Consider the following 15,895-nt stretch of genomic DNA (forward strand, 5'->3'; position numbering starts at 1 on the left):
AAACAGTAAGTTTTGATATTACTCAGTCAGATGATGTACTCGTTTTTCCTGTTGAGGAAAATTCTCAGCAAGTTGTGCAGGACGATGAAACGAATCAATTAGTAGATCAGTCAGAAGCTACGATGCTTTTTGAACCTGAAATAGTTGAACCGCTTCTAGAAAAGGCTGTGGAACAGGTTGAATCATCGCAACAGCAAGATGTTGAGATAAATAACTTAATGCCACAAGATATTTTGAAGCTTCCAGTGCAGGTGCTCGAAGGTGAATGGAATTTAGAAAAGTGGGAATATTGGTTTAGAAATAGTGAACTTTCGCCAGCTGTTCAAGAGTTAGCCCAACATGGTGTGATGACAGGACAGATTGATGGTGCATCTGTATTTCATATTCCGCAAGAATATGAGGGAATGTTGACTCAGTTACAACATGCTTTAGAAAGTGCTTTGAAAGAAAATTGGATTAATACTCAATTTTCCGTGAAGTATGGGCAAGTTGATTCCACCACACCATTTGCGATGCAGGCTGTACGTAAGGAAAAAGCATTTCTTCGAGCAGTGAACTTGTTACAACAAGAACCAACGTTGAAAGGTTTAATTGAAACCTTTGATGCGGAATTACATAATATTCAGTTAAAACCGTAAACCAAAAGCAAAGGTGAAATCGTAATTTCCTTTGCTTTATATATGCTTATTGCTCTAATAAGTAGTCTGTAAGAACATCGCGCATTTCTTGAGGAATCGTGGTGCTCTTTCGATTCTCACGATCTACAAACACATGCACAAAATGACCTTGCGCTGCGGCTTGAGTTTGCCCTTGCTTAAAAATAGCGAGTTCATATCGAAGTGATGAATTTCCTACTTTGCCAATCGCTACTCCCACTTCAATGATTTCTGGAAACGACAGTTCCTGTTGAAAACTACAAGCAGAATCAACCACTAAACCAATAATTTTACTGTGATGAATATCGAAACCTGTTTTTTGAATCAGCAATGAATTGGCGGCGGTATCAAAATAGCTATAGTAAGTGACATTATTGACATGACCATAAATATCATTGTCTGCCCAGCGAGTCTGAATTGGAAAAAAGAACTTAAATTGTTCGCGGGTTTTTAAAATAGGTTTACTCATGCGTAAATCGCCTGATAAATGTTGAAAGCGTCCTGTTCTGTCATTTCTCTTGGATTATTTTGTAGTAGTCGAGTCTGTAACATTGCATCTTTTGCGAGTTGTGGAAGTTTAGCTTCAGGTACATCGAGCGCTTTTAATTTCAAAGTTAGACCACTTTGATCGAGATGGTTTTGCATATGATCAATGAATAGATCGCAGAGACCATCAGTGCAACCAGTACTTCTTGGATCCATGAGTTGCATCAATTCAGCATAGTATTGCTTTGCCTTTGGTGCATTAAATTTTAAAACTTCAACCAGTACTAATGCATTGGTATGACCGTGCGAAAGATGAAAATGCCCACCTAACGGATACGCGAGGGCATGTACTGCACCAACAGGTGCATTTGCAAAAGCTTGTCCTGCCAACATTGATCCCATCAACATATTTTGACGAGCTTCAAGATCACTTCCATCTTTTAAGACTTTTGCTAAGTTGTTGTTGAGCAGTTTTAAAGCATTCTTCGCCAGCATATCAGCATAAAAGTTCTTTTTAATATTTGAGGTATAAGCTTCAATTGCATGTACCATTGCATCAATTCCTGTTGCTGCTGTGATATGCGCCGGTAAGCCTTGGGTAAAAGTTGCATCTAAAATAGCGACATCCGCATATAAAACAGGTGAAACAACGCCCATTTTGGTTGTTGCGCCAGTTGTGACAATTGAGATCGGTGTGACTTCTGAACCTGTTCCTGCTGTTGTTGGAGCCAGCACAAGAGGCAAACGTGGTGCTTTAGCTTGGTTGACGCCGTAAATATCAGTTAAAGCCTGCTGTTGTTGTGGATGCGCGAGAAGGGCGATAATTTTCGCAACGTCCATTGAGCTACCGCCACCGAAACCGATAATGACATCAATTTTTTCTTGTTTTGCAAAATCGACTGCTTCTAAAACAATATGTTCTGGCGGATCGGCTTGAATATCTGAGTAAATAATATGCTCAAGACCAATTTGATTCAAAATATCAACAATTGGCCAGTGAAGTTGATGTTGGATCATGCCTGCATCAGTCACAATCAAGGCTTTATGATAGTTTTTTTTAGTTAAAATATTTTTAAGTTCTTGTATGGAACCAAGCCCCGAGATGATATTGGGAACAGTTTGAAATTGAAATGGGTTCATACATACATCCTTATGTTTTGAATTTGTTCACACTTTATAATTGATCAATTACATCATGAGATAAAATGTTAACAAACCCTAATAAATACAACATTTTTATATGAAGTGACTATAGGTTTCATTGTGCAAATAACTTAACATAAGACGCTGTAAAAAAGTGTAGATTTGAGGTGAATATGCCATCCAAAACGCCATATAAGGTGTTGTGTGTTTGTTTGGGAAATATCTGTCGTTCTCCCACGGCTGAGGCCATTCTTAAACATTATTGTGATGCGCATGGTTTAGATGTAATCGTAGACTCGGCAGGTACAAGTAACTATCACCCGAACAAAGCACCTGATATCCGTAGCCAAAAGCATGCTGCGCAACGTGGTTATGATCTTTCCACACTACGTGCAAGACAAATCACAGTTACAGATTTTACTGAATTTGATCTCATCCTTGCGATGGATCATGAAAACTTTGACGATATTCAGACTCTATTACGTAAAGCAATTCATCAGTATGGTACACATCAAATCCGAGCGAAAATCGCTTTGATGAGCGAACATGATCCAAATTTTAAGCAACAAGCCATTCCTGATCCATATTATGGTGGCGCTGATGGATTTGATCGGGTACTGGATCAGTGCGAGTCAAGTAGCCAAGCATGGGTTGAAGTTTTTAAACAACATTTGAATGTAGGGCAATAGGATTCTATTTACATGCATGTACAACAGCAGGTTCAGCTTAAAGCGTTAAATACTTTAAATCTTAATGCCATCGCTTCACATTATATCGAGATTCACCATCCAAATGATGTTGTTGATGCCTTAGCTTTCGCAGAACAACAATCTTTGAATGTTTTAGTGTTGTCTGGCGGTAGCAATGTGCTATTGCCCCAACATATTGATGCTTTAGTCCTGCATCTCAATATTCAGGGGGTTGACGTTATTGCCGAAGATGAGCGCAGCGTAACTGTTCAAGTTGGAGCAGGTCAGGTATGGCATGATTTTGTCTTATATAGTACGCAGCAGAATTGGTTTGGTTTGCAAAACCTTGCGTTGATTCCTGGCTTAGTTGGCGCATCGCCTGTGCAAAATATTGGTGCCTATGGTGTCGAAGTAGGTGAATTCATTGACTCGGTACAAGTATATGATCGTGTGCTAAAGCAATTTAGCTTGATCCTTGCTCAAGATTGCCATTTCTCTTATCGGCATAGTATTTTCAAAGATCATCCGAATCGATATATCATTGTTGCTGTGACTTTTAAATTATTAAAACATCCTGATTTGAAGTTGAATTATGGTGATTTAAAGCAAGCAGTGGGTGATCTCCTCACTGCTGAAAATTTGCAGAATCAAGTCATTCATATCCGTCAGAGCAAACTTCCAGATCCTAAAGAATTTCCAAATGTCGGGAGTTTCTTTAAAAATCCAATTGTTACGCAAAGTGACTTTGACAAAATTGCACAACAATTTCCAAACATTCCTCATTATCCGCAACCAAATAGCAATGTTAAAGTGGCTGCGGGTTGGCTGATTGACCAAACTGGATGGAAGGGTAAACAGTTGGGTTCTGTAGGTATGTTTCATAAGCAAGCATTGGTTTTAGTCAATTATGCTGATGCTACACTGAATGATGTTCGAAATACCTATCAAGCTGTACAAAGTGATGTAAAACAAAAGTTTAGTATTCGTTTAGAGCCTGAACCTGTGTTATATAATGAGCAGGGTTTAATTCAAGCTCACGGTGAATGAGGAGATTTATGGCTAAAGTACATTGGATGGTCAGTTTAGTACGAGTAATTACAATTTTATTCGTACTTTTAGGCTGTTTTGTGCTTTTTTTATATTCACCATTTTACTCACAGTTTGTCGTGAAAGGGTTGAATTATTTTGTTCCTGTAGATGTCAATGAAGTTGCTGCTGAAAGCCAAAAATCAGCAGCATTGAGTGAACATGAGACCTTAGAGCCTGGTTCAGATCTTTGGATTGCGCGGCAGGCTTATCTCAAATTGATGGAAAAAACTTTTCAGTCAGAAAAACCAGAAGATTTAAGATTGATACAAGCTCGTTATAAGTTGCTACAGCAGCTTATTAATGAAGAGCAAGAAAAAGAGAATGAAGAAGCTGAAAAACTTAACATTCCGATGATCAATCAACCAGCTGAACAAGACCAAGAAAGCTCAGCGGTAGCAGCAAGTACACCACTTGATTTTTTAAAGTGGAATACACCAGATAATCAGGCTTTGATGGAAAAATATGTTTCTTTTTTAGAAACATTTCCAATTGAACTACCTGTTGAAGATGCTGAAAAAGATGAAACTAATAAAGATTTAGTCGAAATCAAAAAAAATAAAGATGGTGTAATCGAGAGCAATAGCTCATCTAAGCCTTATGCAATTGTTGTGTTGGGTGGTGGTTTAACGCTCGGTGCAAATGGTAAAGACATCGTAGTAAATAATTACACTCGGTTACGCTTAGAAAAAACGCTTGAAGTTGAAGAGAAATATGATTTACCGATTGTGCTGAGTGGTGTCGAAGCACCATATATGCAGGCGTGGTTAAAAGAGCGTGGAATAGAGGCAAAATTACTTGAAAATCGAAGTATGAATACCTGCGAAAACTCAAGATTTAGCTCTTTATTACTTCAGAAAAAAGGTGGTGCGCCAACCGTGATCTTGATTACTGATGAATACCACATGCCTCGTACCCGTCGTTTATTTGCATTGAATGGAATAGAAACGGTGCCTGTAATCGCACCAATGCCAACGACTTTAACTCAATGGCGTCCAAGCGAGCAAAACTATGATCATAGCCGCCGTGCGAACTATGAAATGCTTGCTACGATTCGTGATATGTTGTTTGGATCAAGTGATTGTCGGGAGGTACCATAATGTCGAATATTCCTTTTTTAAATCCGACAATTTTAAAACAGCTTGATTTACCTGTTCCTAATCGTGAAACGACACCTCAAGTGCTCGAACCTTTAGATTTATCAAAAAAAAGTGAGGTTTCATTAGCGCTACAAGCTTATCGCAAACTTTATGGTTTGCATTTATTGGATTGTGAACATTGGCAAGGTTATGTAGAAATGCCTTTGTTTCGTCTCCATGTACAAGTATTTCAGCCAAAGCAACAAAAAATTCAAGGTACCGTTTGTTTATTACATGGTTATTTAGAGCATAGCGGAATTTATCAGCCGATTATCAAAGAAATATTAGATCAAGGTTTTAGTATTGTTACTTATGACCTTCCTGGGCATGGTTTAAGTAATGGTTCACCTGCGAGTATTCAGAATTTTGATCATTATCAACAAGTTTTACATGCTGTTTATGATGCAGTTAGAGGTGCAAAACAGTTACCTAAGCCGTGGTTAGGTATCGGGCAAAGTACAGGTGGTGCGATTTGGATGCACCATTTGTTAGAGTTTGCTGAACGCAGAGAAGACCCGATAGTTGATCGTGTTTTGTTACTTTCTCCCTTGATACGCCCTGCAAAAACAGCATGGTGGCATAATTCGGTTGGTTTGGGGATTATTCGTCGAATAAAAAGCCAAGTTCCGCGCCATTTCCGTCGTAATAACCATAATCCTGAATTTCTACGTTTTGTTCGCTTAAAAGACCCATTACAGCCACGGATGATGGGGATGGATTGGATTCTAGCAATGTCAAAATGGATGCTTGAAATGGAGCATCGGCCAGCGTGTAGAATTCCTGTTTGGTTAGCGCAAGGAGCGTTAGATCAAACTGTAGATTGGCGCTATAACATCGAATATATTCGCCGAAAATTTAGATTACAAACATTGTTGATGTTAGAAGAAGGTTCGCATCAATTGATTAATGAGCGTGCAGATATTCGTGCGGCATTAACTGGTTTAATCCCTGCATTTTTACATGCTAAACCAAATAACTATTATTATTAGACTACTTTTTAACTGAATATCAAAATGATAGAATCCCTAACATTATAAAAATTATCAATAAATTATATGTTGGGGTTGTCATGTCAAAATCGATAGCACAGATCATTTATGGTTTTTGCTTTATGAGTTTCTGTTATTCTGTCCATGCGCAAGAATTATATAAGTGCGTTACCAATCAAGGGACTTCGTATCAAAGTAGTCCTTGTTCATCTAAAGCAAGTCAAAAAATTGCATGTACTGGTTCTGCTGCTGATGGATTCAATGGAGAGTGTGAATCGCTTGAACAGCGACGTATGCAGGCAATTTCAAATGAAAAAAATGCATATACGCAAGATTTAGCGAGTAACAACACTAAAGTTTCAGCAAAGCGATCTGAATTTCAAAGAGCTATGGTACAGTTCCCAGAGTGTAAACAACGTATTATGTATATGGAGCGTCTGGCTCGTTATTCTAGTCATCCGACGCAGACCCTTGAAAATAATAGTCGATTATATGCTGCAAGAATTTGCACTGATGATGGGAGTGTTTATTTAAGTTGTAATGCAGCAACAAATACATTGCTTACTCAAACTAACCCGACATGTTCTTTGAAACGTAAGAGATAAATGTCTACAGGATTTATTTTCTAATCAACTCAATTCTCATTAGAAACTGAACAAATAATCTGAAAAAAGCCATTCTAAACGAATGGCTTTTTCTTTAATTAAAATTGATTCGCGTCAGCCAATTTCCACATACGATAATAAAAATTCTCATCATCATCTAAATTACCTTGCAGTAATTCATTGTCTTTAAGGAAGAAATGAATTTGTGCATAATTTTTGATTTCACGATCATTCATACGTTGGGCAAGATGGTGGGCTTTAATATCAGAAGGGTGATTTAAGCCTGCTGCTGCAATCATTTCAGACAAAGCATGTAACGTGTTTTTGTGAAAGCTAAACACACGTTCAGCTTTACTTGGAACATCAATTGCTTTTTGTCGGTCTTTATCTTGAGTAGCAACGCCAACAGGGCATTGGTTGGTATGACAACTTTGGGCTTGAATACATCCAACAGCGAACATAAATCCACGCGCAGAGTTCACCCAATCAGCGCCGAGTGCAAAGGTGCTCGCAATATCGAAGGCGCTAATGATTTTACCACTTGCACCGATTTTGACCTGACTGCGTAGACCAGCTCCAACTAAAGTGTTGTGCACAAAACGTAGCCCTTCTCTTAATGGAGTACCAATATAGTCACTAAATTCAATAGGTGCTGCACCCGTTCCACCTTCAGACCCATCCACAACAATAAAGTCAGGAATAATTTTTGTTTCTAGCATCGCTTTTACGATACTCATGAACTGCCAAGGTTGACCGATGCATAGTTTAAAACCAACTGGTTTACCACCAGAAAGCTCTCTTAGTTTTTGAATAAAATGCATCATTTCGATTGGGGTGTTGAAGCTTGGGTGCTTAGATGGAGAAATACAGTCATGGTCACGAGAAACACCACGAATTTGAGCAATTTCTTCGGTAATTTTATGTTTAGGTAAAATACCACCATGACCAGGTTTAGCACCTTGAGAAAGCTTAAGCTCAATCATTTTGATTTGAGGTTGTTTCGCTTGTGCCGCAAATTTTTCAGGATCAAATAGTCCTTCTGGTGTACGGCAGCCAAAGTATCCACTCGCAATTTGCCAAACGATATCGCCACCGTTTTCTAAATGATAGGGACTCAGACTTCCTTCACCTGTATCGTGGTAGAAATGTCCCAGTTTTGCACCTTTGTTCAAAGCGCGAATTGCATTGGCGCTCAAACTTCCAAAACTCATCGCTGAAATATTCAGAATAGAAGCACTATAAGGCTGGCTACATTGCAAATTGCCAATTTGAACTCGGAAGCTTGTTGGATCAGCAGGTGGGCAAGGGGCAATTGAGTGAACAATAAACCGATAATTTGGCTCATACACATCTATGATTGATCCAAAAGGTTTATCCGCATTTTCATTTTTTGCACGTTGATAAACGAGACTACGTTGCATACGTGAAAATGGTAATGCATCTTGATCTGCCTCAATAAAATATTGGCGAATTTCAGGGCGTACATCTTCAAAGAAAAAACGGAAATGTCCCAAGATTGGATAGTTTTTTAAGATGGAGTGTTTCTTTTGCAGTAAATCATGAAGACCAACAAGACTCAGTAGGCTAGTCACTAACCATAGCCCATTTAATAACGTATCTGAGATGAAATAATAAATGGTCTGTGGCGTATAAATTGTTTTAAACCAAGTAATTGTTAAAGCAATAAAAATACATAGGAACCAAACGGAATGTCTTGAAAAAAAGGTATTAAGTAATTTATGTCGTATAGCTTGTGCTGGACTAGCCATTGGCAAGGGATTCCTAAATTAAGTAATGGGTTCACGATGCCAAGAACGATCTATAACTACAAGTAATGAATTGTTAGATATGAGAATTATTCTCCATTTAAAAGTTTATCATTTGTTATATTCAGACCAATGTCGAGTTTAGGTTTAGTCTTATTTCTCTTCTAATATCAGCTTTACTTGAAGCATATGCAGATATGTAAGTGACTTCTAAAAGATTATAAAATTACATATAACATAATTTAATTATGTATTGCATAAATTAAATCTTTCTTGTAGCATGAATGTCATGGTTGAGAGCCAAAGCAAAAAACTGTATTTTTCACGTTTGCTTTGGTGAGCTCATGGAAGGAAAAGGCAGTACATGGATGCTTTTACATATTTATAAAAACACCTGTTACCTTTCCTAACAACGTGCACAAGCGTTAATCATGCTAGATGGTTTATGATGACTATAGTGATTGACATTGTGTTCAGCTTAAAACGGATGAATTTATCTAATATAAGATAAGGGAAACTAGATGGACATTTTAGATAACCCATTAGAACTATGTGGCTTTGCTTTTATTGAGTTTGTTTCGACGGAAAATGGATTAGATCAGATCTTTGAAACAATCGGTTTTACAAAAGTTGCAAAGCATAAATCTAAAAAAGTTTATTTATGGCGCCAAGGTAATATCAATATTATCTTGAATTATCAGCCAGAATCTTATGCTTCATTCTTCTACAAGGAACATGGTCCTTCGGCATGCGCAATGGGTTTTAGAACTCGTGATGCTGCGAAAGCATTCAAAAATGCAATCGAATTGGGCGCAGAGCCTATGTATTCACAAGCAGGGCCGATGGAGTTAAATATCCCTGCGATTAAAGGGATTGGTGGTATGCCAATTTTCCTTGTAGATCGTGATATTTATGAAAATGATTTTATTTTCTTTGACGATGTTGAAAAAAATCCGCGTGGCGCAGGTTTAAATGAAATCGACCATTTAACACATAATGTTTATAAAGGTCGTATGGATTACTGGGCGAATTTCTACGAGAAAATCTTTAATTTCCAAGAAATTCGTTACTTTGACATCAAAGGTGAATATACAGGTTTAACGTCTAAAGCGTTGACTGCACCAGACGGTATGATTCGTATTCCTCTCAATGAGGACTCTGATAAGGGCAATGGTCAGATTGCTGAATTCCTTGCTGATTTTAATGGTGAAGGCATCCAACATATCGCATTCATTACAGATGATTTAGTTTCAACGTGGGATAAGTTAAAAGGCTTAGGTCTTAAATTTATGACACCACCTCCAGAAACCTATTATGAAATGTTAAATGAGCGTTTACCTGAACATGGTGAGCCGACGGATGAGTTGAAGAAACGCGGCATTCTCTTGGATGGTAATACCAAAGAGGGCGAGAAAAAGCTGTTGTTACAGATATTCTCTGAAAATATGCTTGGGCCTGTATTCTTTGAATTTATTCAACGTAAAGATGATGATGGTTTTGGTGAAGGTAACTTCAAAGCGTTATTTGAATCAATTGAACGTGATCAAATCCGCCGTGGTGTGCTAGAAGCTAAGTAAGCAAATATCAAATCAAAAAAGCCAAGATCAATATCTTGGCTTTTTTATTGAATAAGAAAAATAATTAACGTGTTTTGATATATTGATTAATTGCGGCTACTTCGCGCTTAAATAGTTCTAGCTTTTCACTACCATCATGAACAGGTAGGAACATTTCACTATCTAGTGCAACGATACAAAATTCCATTGCTTGATGTGCATTAAAGATTGGTAGACCAACAGCATTGATCCCAACCAATAAATCACCTTTTGCAACAGCCATGCCTTGTCCCAAGATATTCTCTTTCAGAGCTAAAAACTCACCCCAGCTCGAAGGCTTAATTTGATAATGATTTTGAGCTGCTTTTTCCCATTCTGCTGACATTAAAGGTTGAATGACTGCTTCAGGTAAATAAGAGGCACAGACACGACCAGCGGCAGAATTCACCAAAGGCATGATTGAACCGACTTTGGTTACAATCGAAATAGGGTGGTTGGATTCAATAGATTGGACGACTAGAGGGCCTTTTGGAGACCATTTGCTAATTTGAATACCACAACCAATCTTACTTTGCAGATCATAAATCAGATGTTGTACAAGCTGTAAAACATCAGTGTGTTGAATACAATTTAAGCCTAAACGCCAAGCTTGATCTCCAAGCGCATACTGGCCAGCATCGAGTTGCTTTGCGTAATTCATGCGGATAAGACTCACTAAATAGCGATGCACTTTGGCTGGATGCATATCTAATTTGCTTGATAAGTCTTTTAAAATAATCGGTTTATTATGCTCTAAAAGCGCATTAAGTACAGATAAACCGACCTCGAGTGATTGAACGCCACCAGATAATTTTTCTTCAATCATTCACTAACCCTTAATCCGCATTTATCCAGTTGTATTTGTTTCAAGTAGATATTCAATGTTACACATGATGCCTGAGCATTTTTCAAAATAGAAATCATCTTTTTGAATGATGCAAATAGGCGAATTCTATAAGTATATAACGACTCAAAAATGAGTTTTTACTTTTGTTCATATAGCAGCAGAATACAACAAAAGTTTGCTTATTGATCATTCTTGAGCGATAAAAAATCGGCATTGAAGACAATCTGCTCCAATGCCGATGCGCTGAAAATGATTAAGCAGCAATTCGATTTCGAATCTGAATATCCATTGCTGCTTGAATGTCATAAAAAACCTTAAGCGGCAATGATGTATTCATCTTTGACAATACCATGCTGCGATGTTTTGACTATACTCCTAACTCTTCTTCATGAAGGAAATGAGTATGGTGAGGCGCACGTTTAGTACGACTCCATTCATCTAACATCTCGAGTTTCATTTCTTCAGTAATACGTGCAATTTTCGCATCTGCGTGAACATCATTATAAGTGAGTTCTAGGCGATGACCGTTTGGATCGAAGAAATAAATAGAGTGGAAAATACCGTGATTGGTTACGCCTAATACTTTCACACCATTTTCTTCTAAGTGTGTCTTTGCACGTAACAAAGCGTCTTGGTCTTCAACTTCAAAAGCAATATGTTGTACCCATTGCGGTGTATTCTCATCACGACCCATTTCAGGTTGCGTTGGCAGTTCAAAAAATGCCAGTACATTGCCTTGTCCTGCATCTAAGAATAAATGCATATAAGGATCAAAGGCTTTGGTTGAAGGAACGTGGTCTTCTGCAAATGCCAAGATGAAATCCATATTGAGCATTTTTTTGTACCACTCAACCGTTTCTTTGGCATCTTTACAGCGGTACGCGACGTGGTGAATTTTTTTAATTGCAAAGCTCATCATAAAACTCCTTTTTCTTTATTCCCAATCTGGTTGTTGTTCTGGTGCGGCATGTAAAAATGCTGGGATGCTAAGACAGTGTTGATAAATTGATTCAATCTTGGGAAATGGGCTTAAATCTACTTTGAAGCGTTTTGCGTTGTAGACTTGGGGAATCAAGCAACAGTCAGCAATTGTGGCTGAATTTCCGAAACAGAATTGACCATTTGAACGCTGCAATTGCACTTCAAGACTTTTAAAGCCTTCTAAAATCCAATGTTGATACCATTCGCTTTTTTGTTCGTTGGTTAAGCTCAGTTCATCTTGTAAGTATTTCAGCACTCTTAAATTGTTGAGTGGATGAATATCGCAAGCGATTGCTTGAGCAAAGGCACGAATTTTGGCACGCTCAATCAAATTTTTAGGCAATAAAGCTGTTGTTGGATAGCGTTCTTCCAAATATTCCAAAATGCTTAGAGATTGCAGCAAACTTTGCTCTTCATCAATCAGGGTTGGAACCAGCTGGCTTGGATTCAATACGCTATATTCAGCTTGCTGCTGTTCATTTTTAACCAAATGAACTGCTTGAGTTGCATAATCGAGACCTTTGAGATTCAAAGCGATCCGTACTCGATAAGCTGCGGAGCTACGAAAGTAACTATACAGTTTCATAGCTTGCTTCCTCTTTTTCAGTAAAGCGAAAGCTTTTTGCAGCTAAGACCTTATTTGAAACTTCGCCGAAGCCAACACGAATACCATTTTTTTCACAATAACCTTTCATGATGACACGGTCGCCGTCTTCTAAGAAGCCACGCTTTTCACCATTTGAAAGGGTTAATGGTTTGGTTGTATTCCACGTTAATTCAAGCAAGCTGCCATATGAGTTTTCAGTTGGACCTGAAATCGTACCAGATCCCATAAGATCACCAACTTGAACATTACAACCTGCAATGGTGTGATGAGTGAGTTGTTGAGCCATCGACCAATACATATATTTGAAGTTGGTTTCGCAGATCACATCAGTTTGTTGCGATTTAGGGCTTTGTACTTCTACGCTGAGATGAATGTCATAGCTATTCACAACGTTTTCTTCTAAGTAGCACAGTGGTTTTGGTTCTTGAGTTGGGCCTTTTACTTTAAATGGTTCAAGGGCTTCCATCGTAACAACCCAAGGCGAAATAGCGCTCGCAAAAGTTTTTGCATTGAAAGGGCCAAGAGGCACATATTCCCATTGTTGAATATCACGTGCTGACCAGTCATTGAGTAAAACCATACCGAAGATATGATCCCATGCATCTTCAATGGCAATTGGCTGACCCAGTTCAGTTGCTTTACCGACCACAAAAGCTGTTTCTAATTCAAAATCCAGCTTGCGTGTTGCAGAGAAAATTGGACGATCTTCATTTGGTAGTTTGATTTGTCCAGATGGGCGGATAATATCTTTACCGCTGACGATCACTGAGCTTGCACGACCATTATATCCGACAGGAAGTTCGCTCCAGTTTGGTAAAAGCGCATTCTTTGGATCTCTAAACATCGTACCTACATTCGTCGCATGTTCTTTAGACGAATAGAAATCGGTATAGCCAGGCACTTGTAGAGGTAAGTGTAAAGTTACCGTAGTTTGTTTAAAAAAAGCTTGTTGGCGTAATTCCGCATTATCACGAAGTGTTGGATTGTCCGCTGAAAGTAGACTTTGTAATGTTTGACGTACTTTTTGCCAGTTTGCTTTACCTGAATCGATAAATTTATTGAGTGTTGGCTGATCGAAATAGCGAATAGTTTCATCGAGTTGTAGTAAACCATGCGTTTCTAAAGCAGCAAGGTCAAGGACTAAATCACCAATTGCAACACCAACACGTTTGTTACCGTCAGGTGTTTCACTAAAAATACCATATGGCAAATTATGCATTGTGAAATCTGATAGAGCTTGAATCTCAACAAAAGAGCTTAAATTCTGTGCCATGATTTACTTTCCTTGTCTTTAATTCTATCTGGACGAAGCCATAAATTTTACTTTTCCCTCATCATCTTATTGAAAAATATGTAGATAATCTCAGTTGAGTAACAATATTTTCCTGTGATTAAGAAGAAGGATTAACCGTTATGAGTTCTATCATACTTAAATTTATTAATTACGCAATACATAATTTAATTACATATTTCATAATTATTGTTATTTGTTGAATTTTCTGCTTATATGCGCGGTTATGAGAAAAGTAAATTAATTATTTTTCGATCAACTATAGGCATTTTTGATTAATTTATGATATACGTAATTTAATACAAAAAAATTACGTGACAAGGATGAGAATAATCATATGTCAAAACCAGAGCAAGGAAATCTGAAACACGGTTTGAGCAATCGACACATCCAGCTTATCGCGCTAGGTGGTGCAATTGGTACAGGACTGTTTCTTGGTATTTCACAATCAATCAAGCTTGCAGGACCTTCAGTTATTTTAGGTTATGCAATCGCAGGCTTTATTGCATTTCTAATGATGCGTCAGTTAGGAGAAATGGTTGTACAAGAACCAGTAAGTGGTTCTTTTAGTCATTTCGCATACAAATACTGGGGTTCATTTGCAGGCTTTATGTCAGGCTGGAACTACTGGGTACTCAATGTTTTAGTGTGTATGGCCGAATTAAGTGCAATTGGGCTTTATATACAATATTGGTGGCCAGAAATCCCGACATGGGCTTCAGCTTTAGCCTTCTTTATTTTGATTAACGGTATCAATTTATTACACGTCAAATTCTTTGGCGAAATGGAATTTTGGTTCTCTATTGTTAAAATTCTTGCAATTTTGGCGATGATTGCCTTCGGTTCATATTTACTTGCGACAGGAACAGCAGGACCTCAAGCAGGCATCAGCAATCTTTGGGCACTCGGTGGATTCTTTCCATTTGGTGTAGAAGGTTTAGTCATGGCAATGGCTGTGATCATTTTTGCTTTTGGTGGTATCGAACTATTTGGTATTACGGCTGCCGAAGCACGTGATCCTGACAAAACCTTACCTAAAGCTGTAAATCAAATTATTTATCGTATTTTGATTTTCTATATTGCGACATTGTTTGTTTTATTTGCACTTTTCCCATGGAATCAAATGGCAGAGGGCGGTAGTCCATTCGTGATGGTCTTTGCTTCATTAGACAGCCAAGGTGTTGCGACGCTTTTGAACTTTGTAATATTAACTGCTGCTGTGTCGGTTTATAACGGCACAAGTTATTGCAGCAGTCGTATGTTATTAGGTTTGGCTGAGCAAGGTAATGCACCTAAGTTTCTAAAGAAAATTAATAAGCGCGGTATTCCAACCAACGCCGTATATGTATCTGCTTTTGTGACGGTGCTTTGTGTACTGTTGAATTATGCGTTCCCTGATAAAGCCTTTGGCTTGCTAATGATGTTGGTGGTTGCAGCGATTGTAATTAACTGGATTGTTATTTCGTGGACACACTTGAAGTTCCGTAAGGCGATGTTAGCAGAAGGGCAAACGACTAAGTTTCCGAGTATTGCTTATCCATTTAGTAACTACCTTTGCATCGTATTCATGTTGTGTATTCTTGTAGTGATGTCATTGACTGCGGATATGCGTATTGCGGTGATGATGATTCCAGCTTGGATTCTGTGCTTAATGTTTGCTTATTACATGAAGCAACGTAAGTTGAAAAATGCACAACCAAGCGTTGCATATAATGCTGATGTATAAGCTATAGATTTTCACTCAAAATCTTGGATAGGACTGAGTTTATCCTCAGTCCTATTTTCTTTTTATCTTTTGTTATAAAAGAACGGTGGAAGTGATGACCGTTCAAGAAAGGACTTTTTAATGTTTCAACATATCCCACCTTATGCAGGCGATCCAATCCTCTCTTTAATGGAACAGTTTAATGCTGATTCTCGTGCTGAAAAGGTTAACCTGAGTATTGGTTTGTACTACAACGAAGACAGTATCGTTCCTCAGCTTGATACCATTATCGAAGCTCAAAAACGTATTG

At 38.1% G+C, this 15,895-nt stretch carries 14 protein-coding genes and 2 pseudogenes; 9 read left to right on the forward strand and 7 right to left on the reverse strand.

Annotated features, from left to right (window positions below):
• A pseudogene (locus B4237_RS16225) lies at window positions 1-638 on the forward strand (DNA polymerase III subunit gamma/tau); the annotation flags it as partial.
• Between the two features lie 46 nt (window positions 639-684).
• On the opposite strand, the gene B4237_RS16230 reads toward B4237_RS16225, so the two are convergent.
• Window positions 685-1,125, reverse strand: coding sequence for an acyl-CoA thioesterase (locus B4237_RS16230; RefSeq protein WP_278595320.1), 441 nt, complete (start codon window positions 1,123-1,125; stop codon window positions 685-687).
• Window positions 1,122-2,282 carry an iron-containing alcohol dehydrogenase gene (locus B4237_RS16235; RefSeq protein WP_278595319.1) on the reverse strand — a complete coding sequence of 387 codons (1,161 nt, stop codon included), beginning with the start codon at window positions 2,280-2,282 and terminating at the stop codon, window positions 1,122-1,124. The genes B4237_RS16230 and B4237_RS16235 overlap by 4 nt, the downstream gene beginning before the upstream one ends.
• A 176-nt stretch (window positions 2,283-2,458) precedes the next feature.
• Between B4237_RS16235 and B4237_RS16240 the strand changes: the two genes are divergently transcribed.
• The 5 genes from B4237_RS16240 to B4237_RS16260 all read left to right on the forward strand — a co-directional run bounded on the left by B4237_RS16240 (window position 2,459) and on the right by B4237_RS16260 (window position 6,793).
• A complete protein-coding gene (locus B4237_RS16240) occupies window positions 2,459-2,974 on the forward strand; it encodes a low molecular weight protein-tyrosine-phosphatase (RefSeq protein ID WP_061519579.1) in 516 nt (171 codons plus the stop codon).
• A 12-nt stretch (window positions 2,975-2,986) separates the two neighbouring features.
• Window positions 2,987-4,021, forward strand: coding sequence for a UDP-N-acetylmuramate dehydrogenase (murB, locus tag B4237_RS16245; protein ID WP_278595318.1), 1,035 nt, complete (start codon window positions 2,987-2,989; stop codon window positions 4,019-4,021).
• An 8-nt stretch (window positions 4,022-4,029) separates the two neighbouring features.
• A complete protein-coding gene (locus B4237_RS16250) occupies window positions 4,030-5,160 on the forward strand; it encodes a YdcF family protein (RefSeq protein WP_278595317.1) in 1,131 nt (376 codons plus the stop codon).
• On the forward strand, window positions 5,160-6,188 hold the full coding sequence (locus B4237_RS16255) for an alpha/beta hydrolase (RefSeq protein ID WP_023013597.1): 1,029 nt from the start codon (window positions 5,160-5,162) through the stop codon (window positions 6,186-6,188). Before B4237_RS16250 ends, B4237_RS16255 begins: the two co-directional genes overlap by 1 nt.
• A gap of 80 nt (window positions 6,189-6,268) precedes the next feature.
• Complete coding sequence (locus B4237_RS16260; RefSeq protein ID WP_278595315.1) at window positions 6,269-6,793, forward strand: DUF4124 domain-containing protein; 525 nt, start codon at window positions 6,269-6,271, stop codon at window positions 6,791-6,793.
• Window positions 6,794-6,891: 98 nt separating this feature from the next.
• Here the strand turns inward: B4237_RS16260 and B4237_RS16265 are convergent, their stop codons facing one another.
• On the reverse strand, window positions 6,892-8,562 hold the full coding sequence (locus tag B4237_RS16265; protein ID WP_061519575.1) for an FMN-binding glutamate synthase family protein: 1,671 nt from the start codon (window positions 8,560-8,562) through the stop codon (window positions 6,892-6,894).
• A gap of 518 nt (window positions 8,563-9,080) precedes the next feature.
• On the opposite strand from B4237_RS16265, the gene hppD reads away from it, so the two are divergent.
• Window positions 9,081-10,136 (forward strand): 4-hydroxyphenylpyruvate dioxygenase, encoded by a 1,056-nt coding sequence (gene hppD / locus B4237_RS16270; RefSeq protein WP_004879259.1) that lies wholly within the window; start codon window positions 9,081-9,083, stop codon window positions 10,134-10,136.
• A 64-nt stretch (window positions 10,137-10,200) separates the two neighbouring features.
• Here hppD and B4237_RS16275 read toward each other — a convergent pair whose 3' ends face one another.
• The 4 genes from B4237_RS16275 to fahA all read right to left on the reverse strand — a co-directional run bounded on the left by B4237_RS16275 (window position 10,201) and on the right by fahA (window position 13,862).
• Window positions 10,201-10,980, reverse strand: a complete 780-nt coding sequence (locus B4237_RS16275; RefSeq protein ID WP_286943959.1) for an IclR family transcriptional regulator — start codon at window positions 10,978-10,980, stop codon at window positions 10,201-10,203.
• 388 nt (window positions 10,981-11,368) lie between these two features.
• Window positions 11,369-11,917: a VOC family protein gene (locus B4237_RS16280; protein WP_004879263.1), complete on the reverse strand. Its 549-nt coding sequence runs from the start codon at window positions 11,915-11,917 to the stop codon at window positions 11,369-11,371.
• 18 nt (window positions 11,918-11,935) lie between these two features.
• Window positions 11,936-12,568, reverse strand: a complete 633-nt coding sequence (gene maiA / locus B4237_RS16285; RefSeq protein WP_278595314.1) for a maleylacetoacetate isomerase — start codon at window positions 12,566-12,568, stop codon at window positions 11,936-11,938.
• Complete coding sequence (fahA, locus tag B4237_RS16290; RefSeq protein WP_278595313.1) at window positions 12,555-13,862, reverse strand: fumarylacetoacetase; 1,308 nt, start codon at window positions 13,860-13,862, stop codon at window positions 12,555-12,557. The genes maiA and fahA overlap by 14 nt, the downstream gene beginning before the upstream one ends.
• 355 nt (window positions 13,863-14,217) lie before the next feature.
• Here fahA and B4237_RS16295 point away from each other — a divergent pair, with 355 nt between their 5' ends.
• Both B4237_RS16295 and B4237_RS16300 read left to right on the forward strand, forming a co-directional pair.
• A complete protein-coding gene (locus tag B4237_RS16295) occupies window positions 14,218-15,606 on the forward strand; it encodes an amino acid permease (protein WP_007482305.1) in 1,389 nt (462 codons plus the stop codon).
• Window positions 15,607-15,726: 120 nt separating this feature from the next.
• Window positions 15,727-15,895 (forward strand): annotated as a pseudogene (locus tag B4237_RS16300) (aromatic amino acid aminotransferase); the annotation flags it as partial.

Source organism: Acinetobacter sp. UBA6526, from assembly GCF_002434875.1.
Classification (GTDB): Bacteria; Pseudomonadota; Gammaproteobacteria; order Pseudomonadales; family Moraxellaceae; genus Acinetobacter; species Acinetobacter venetianus.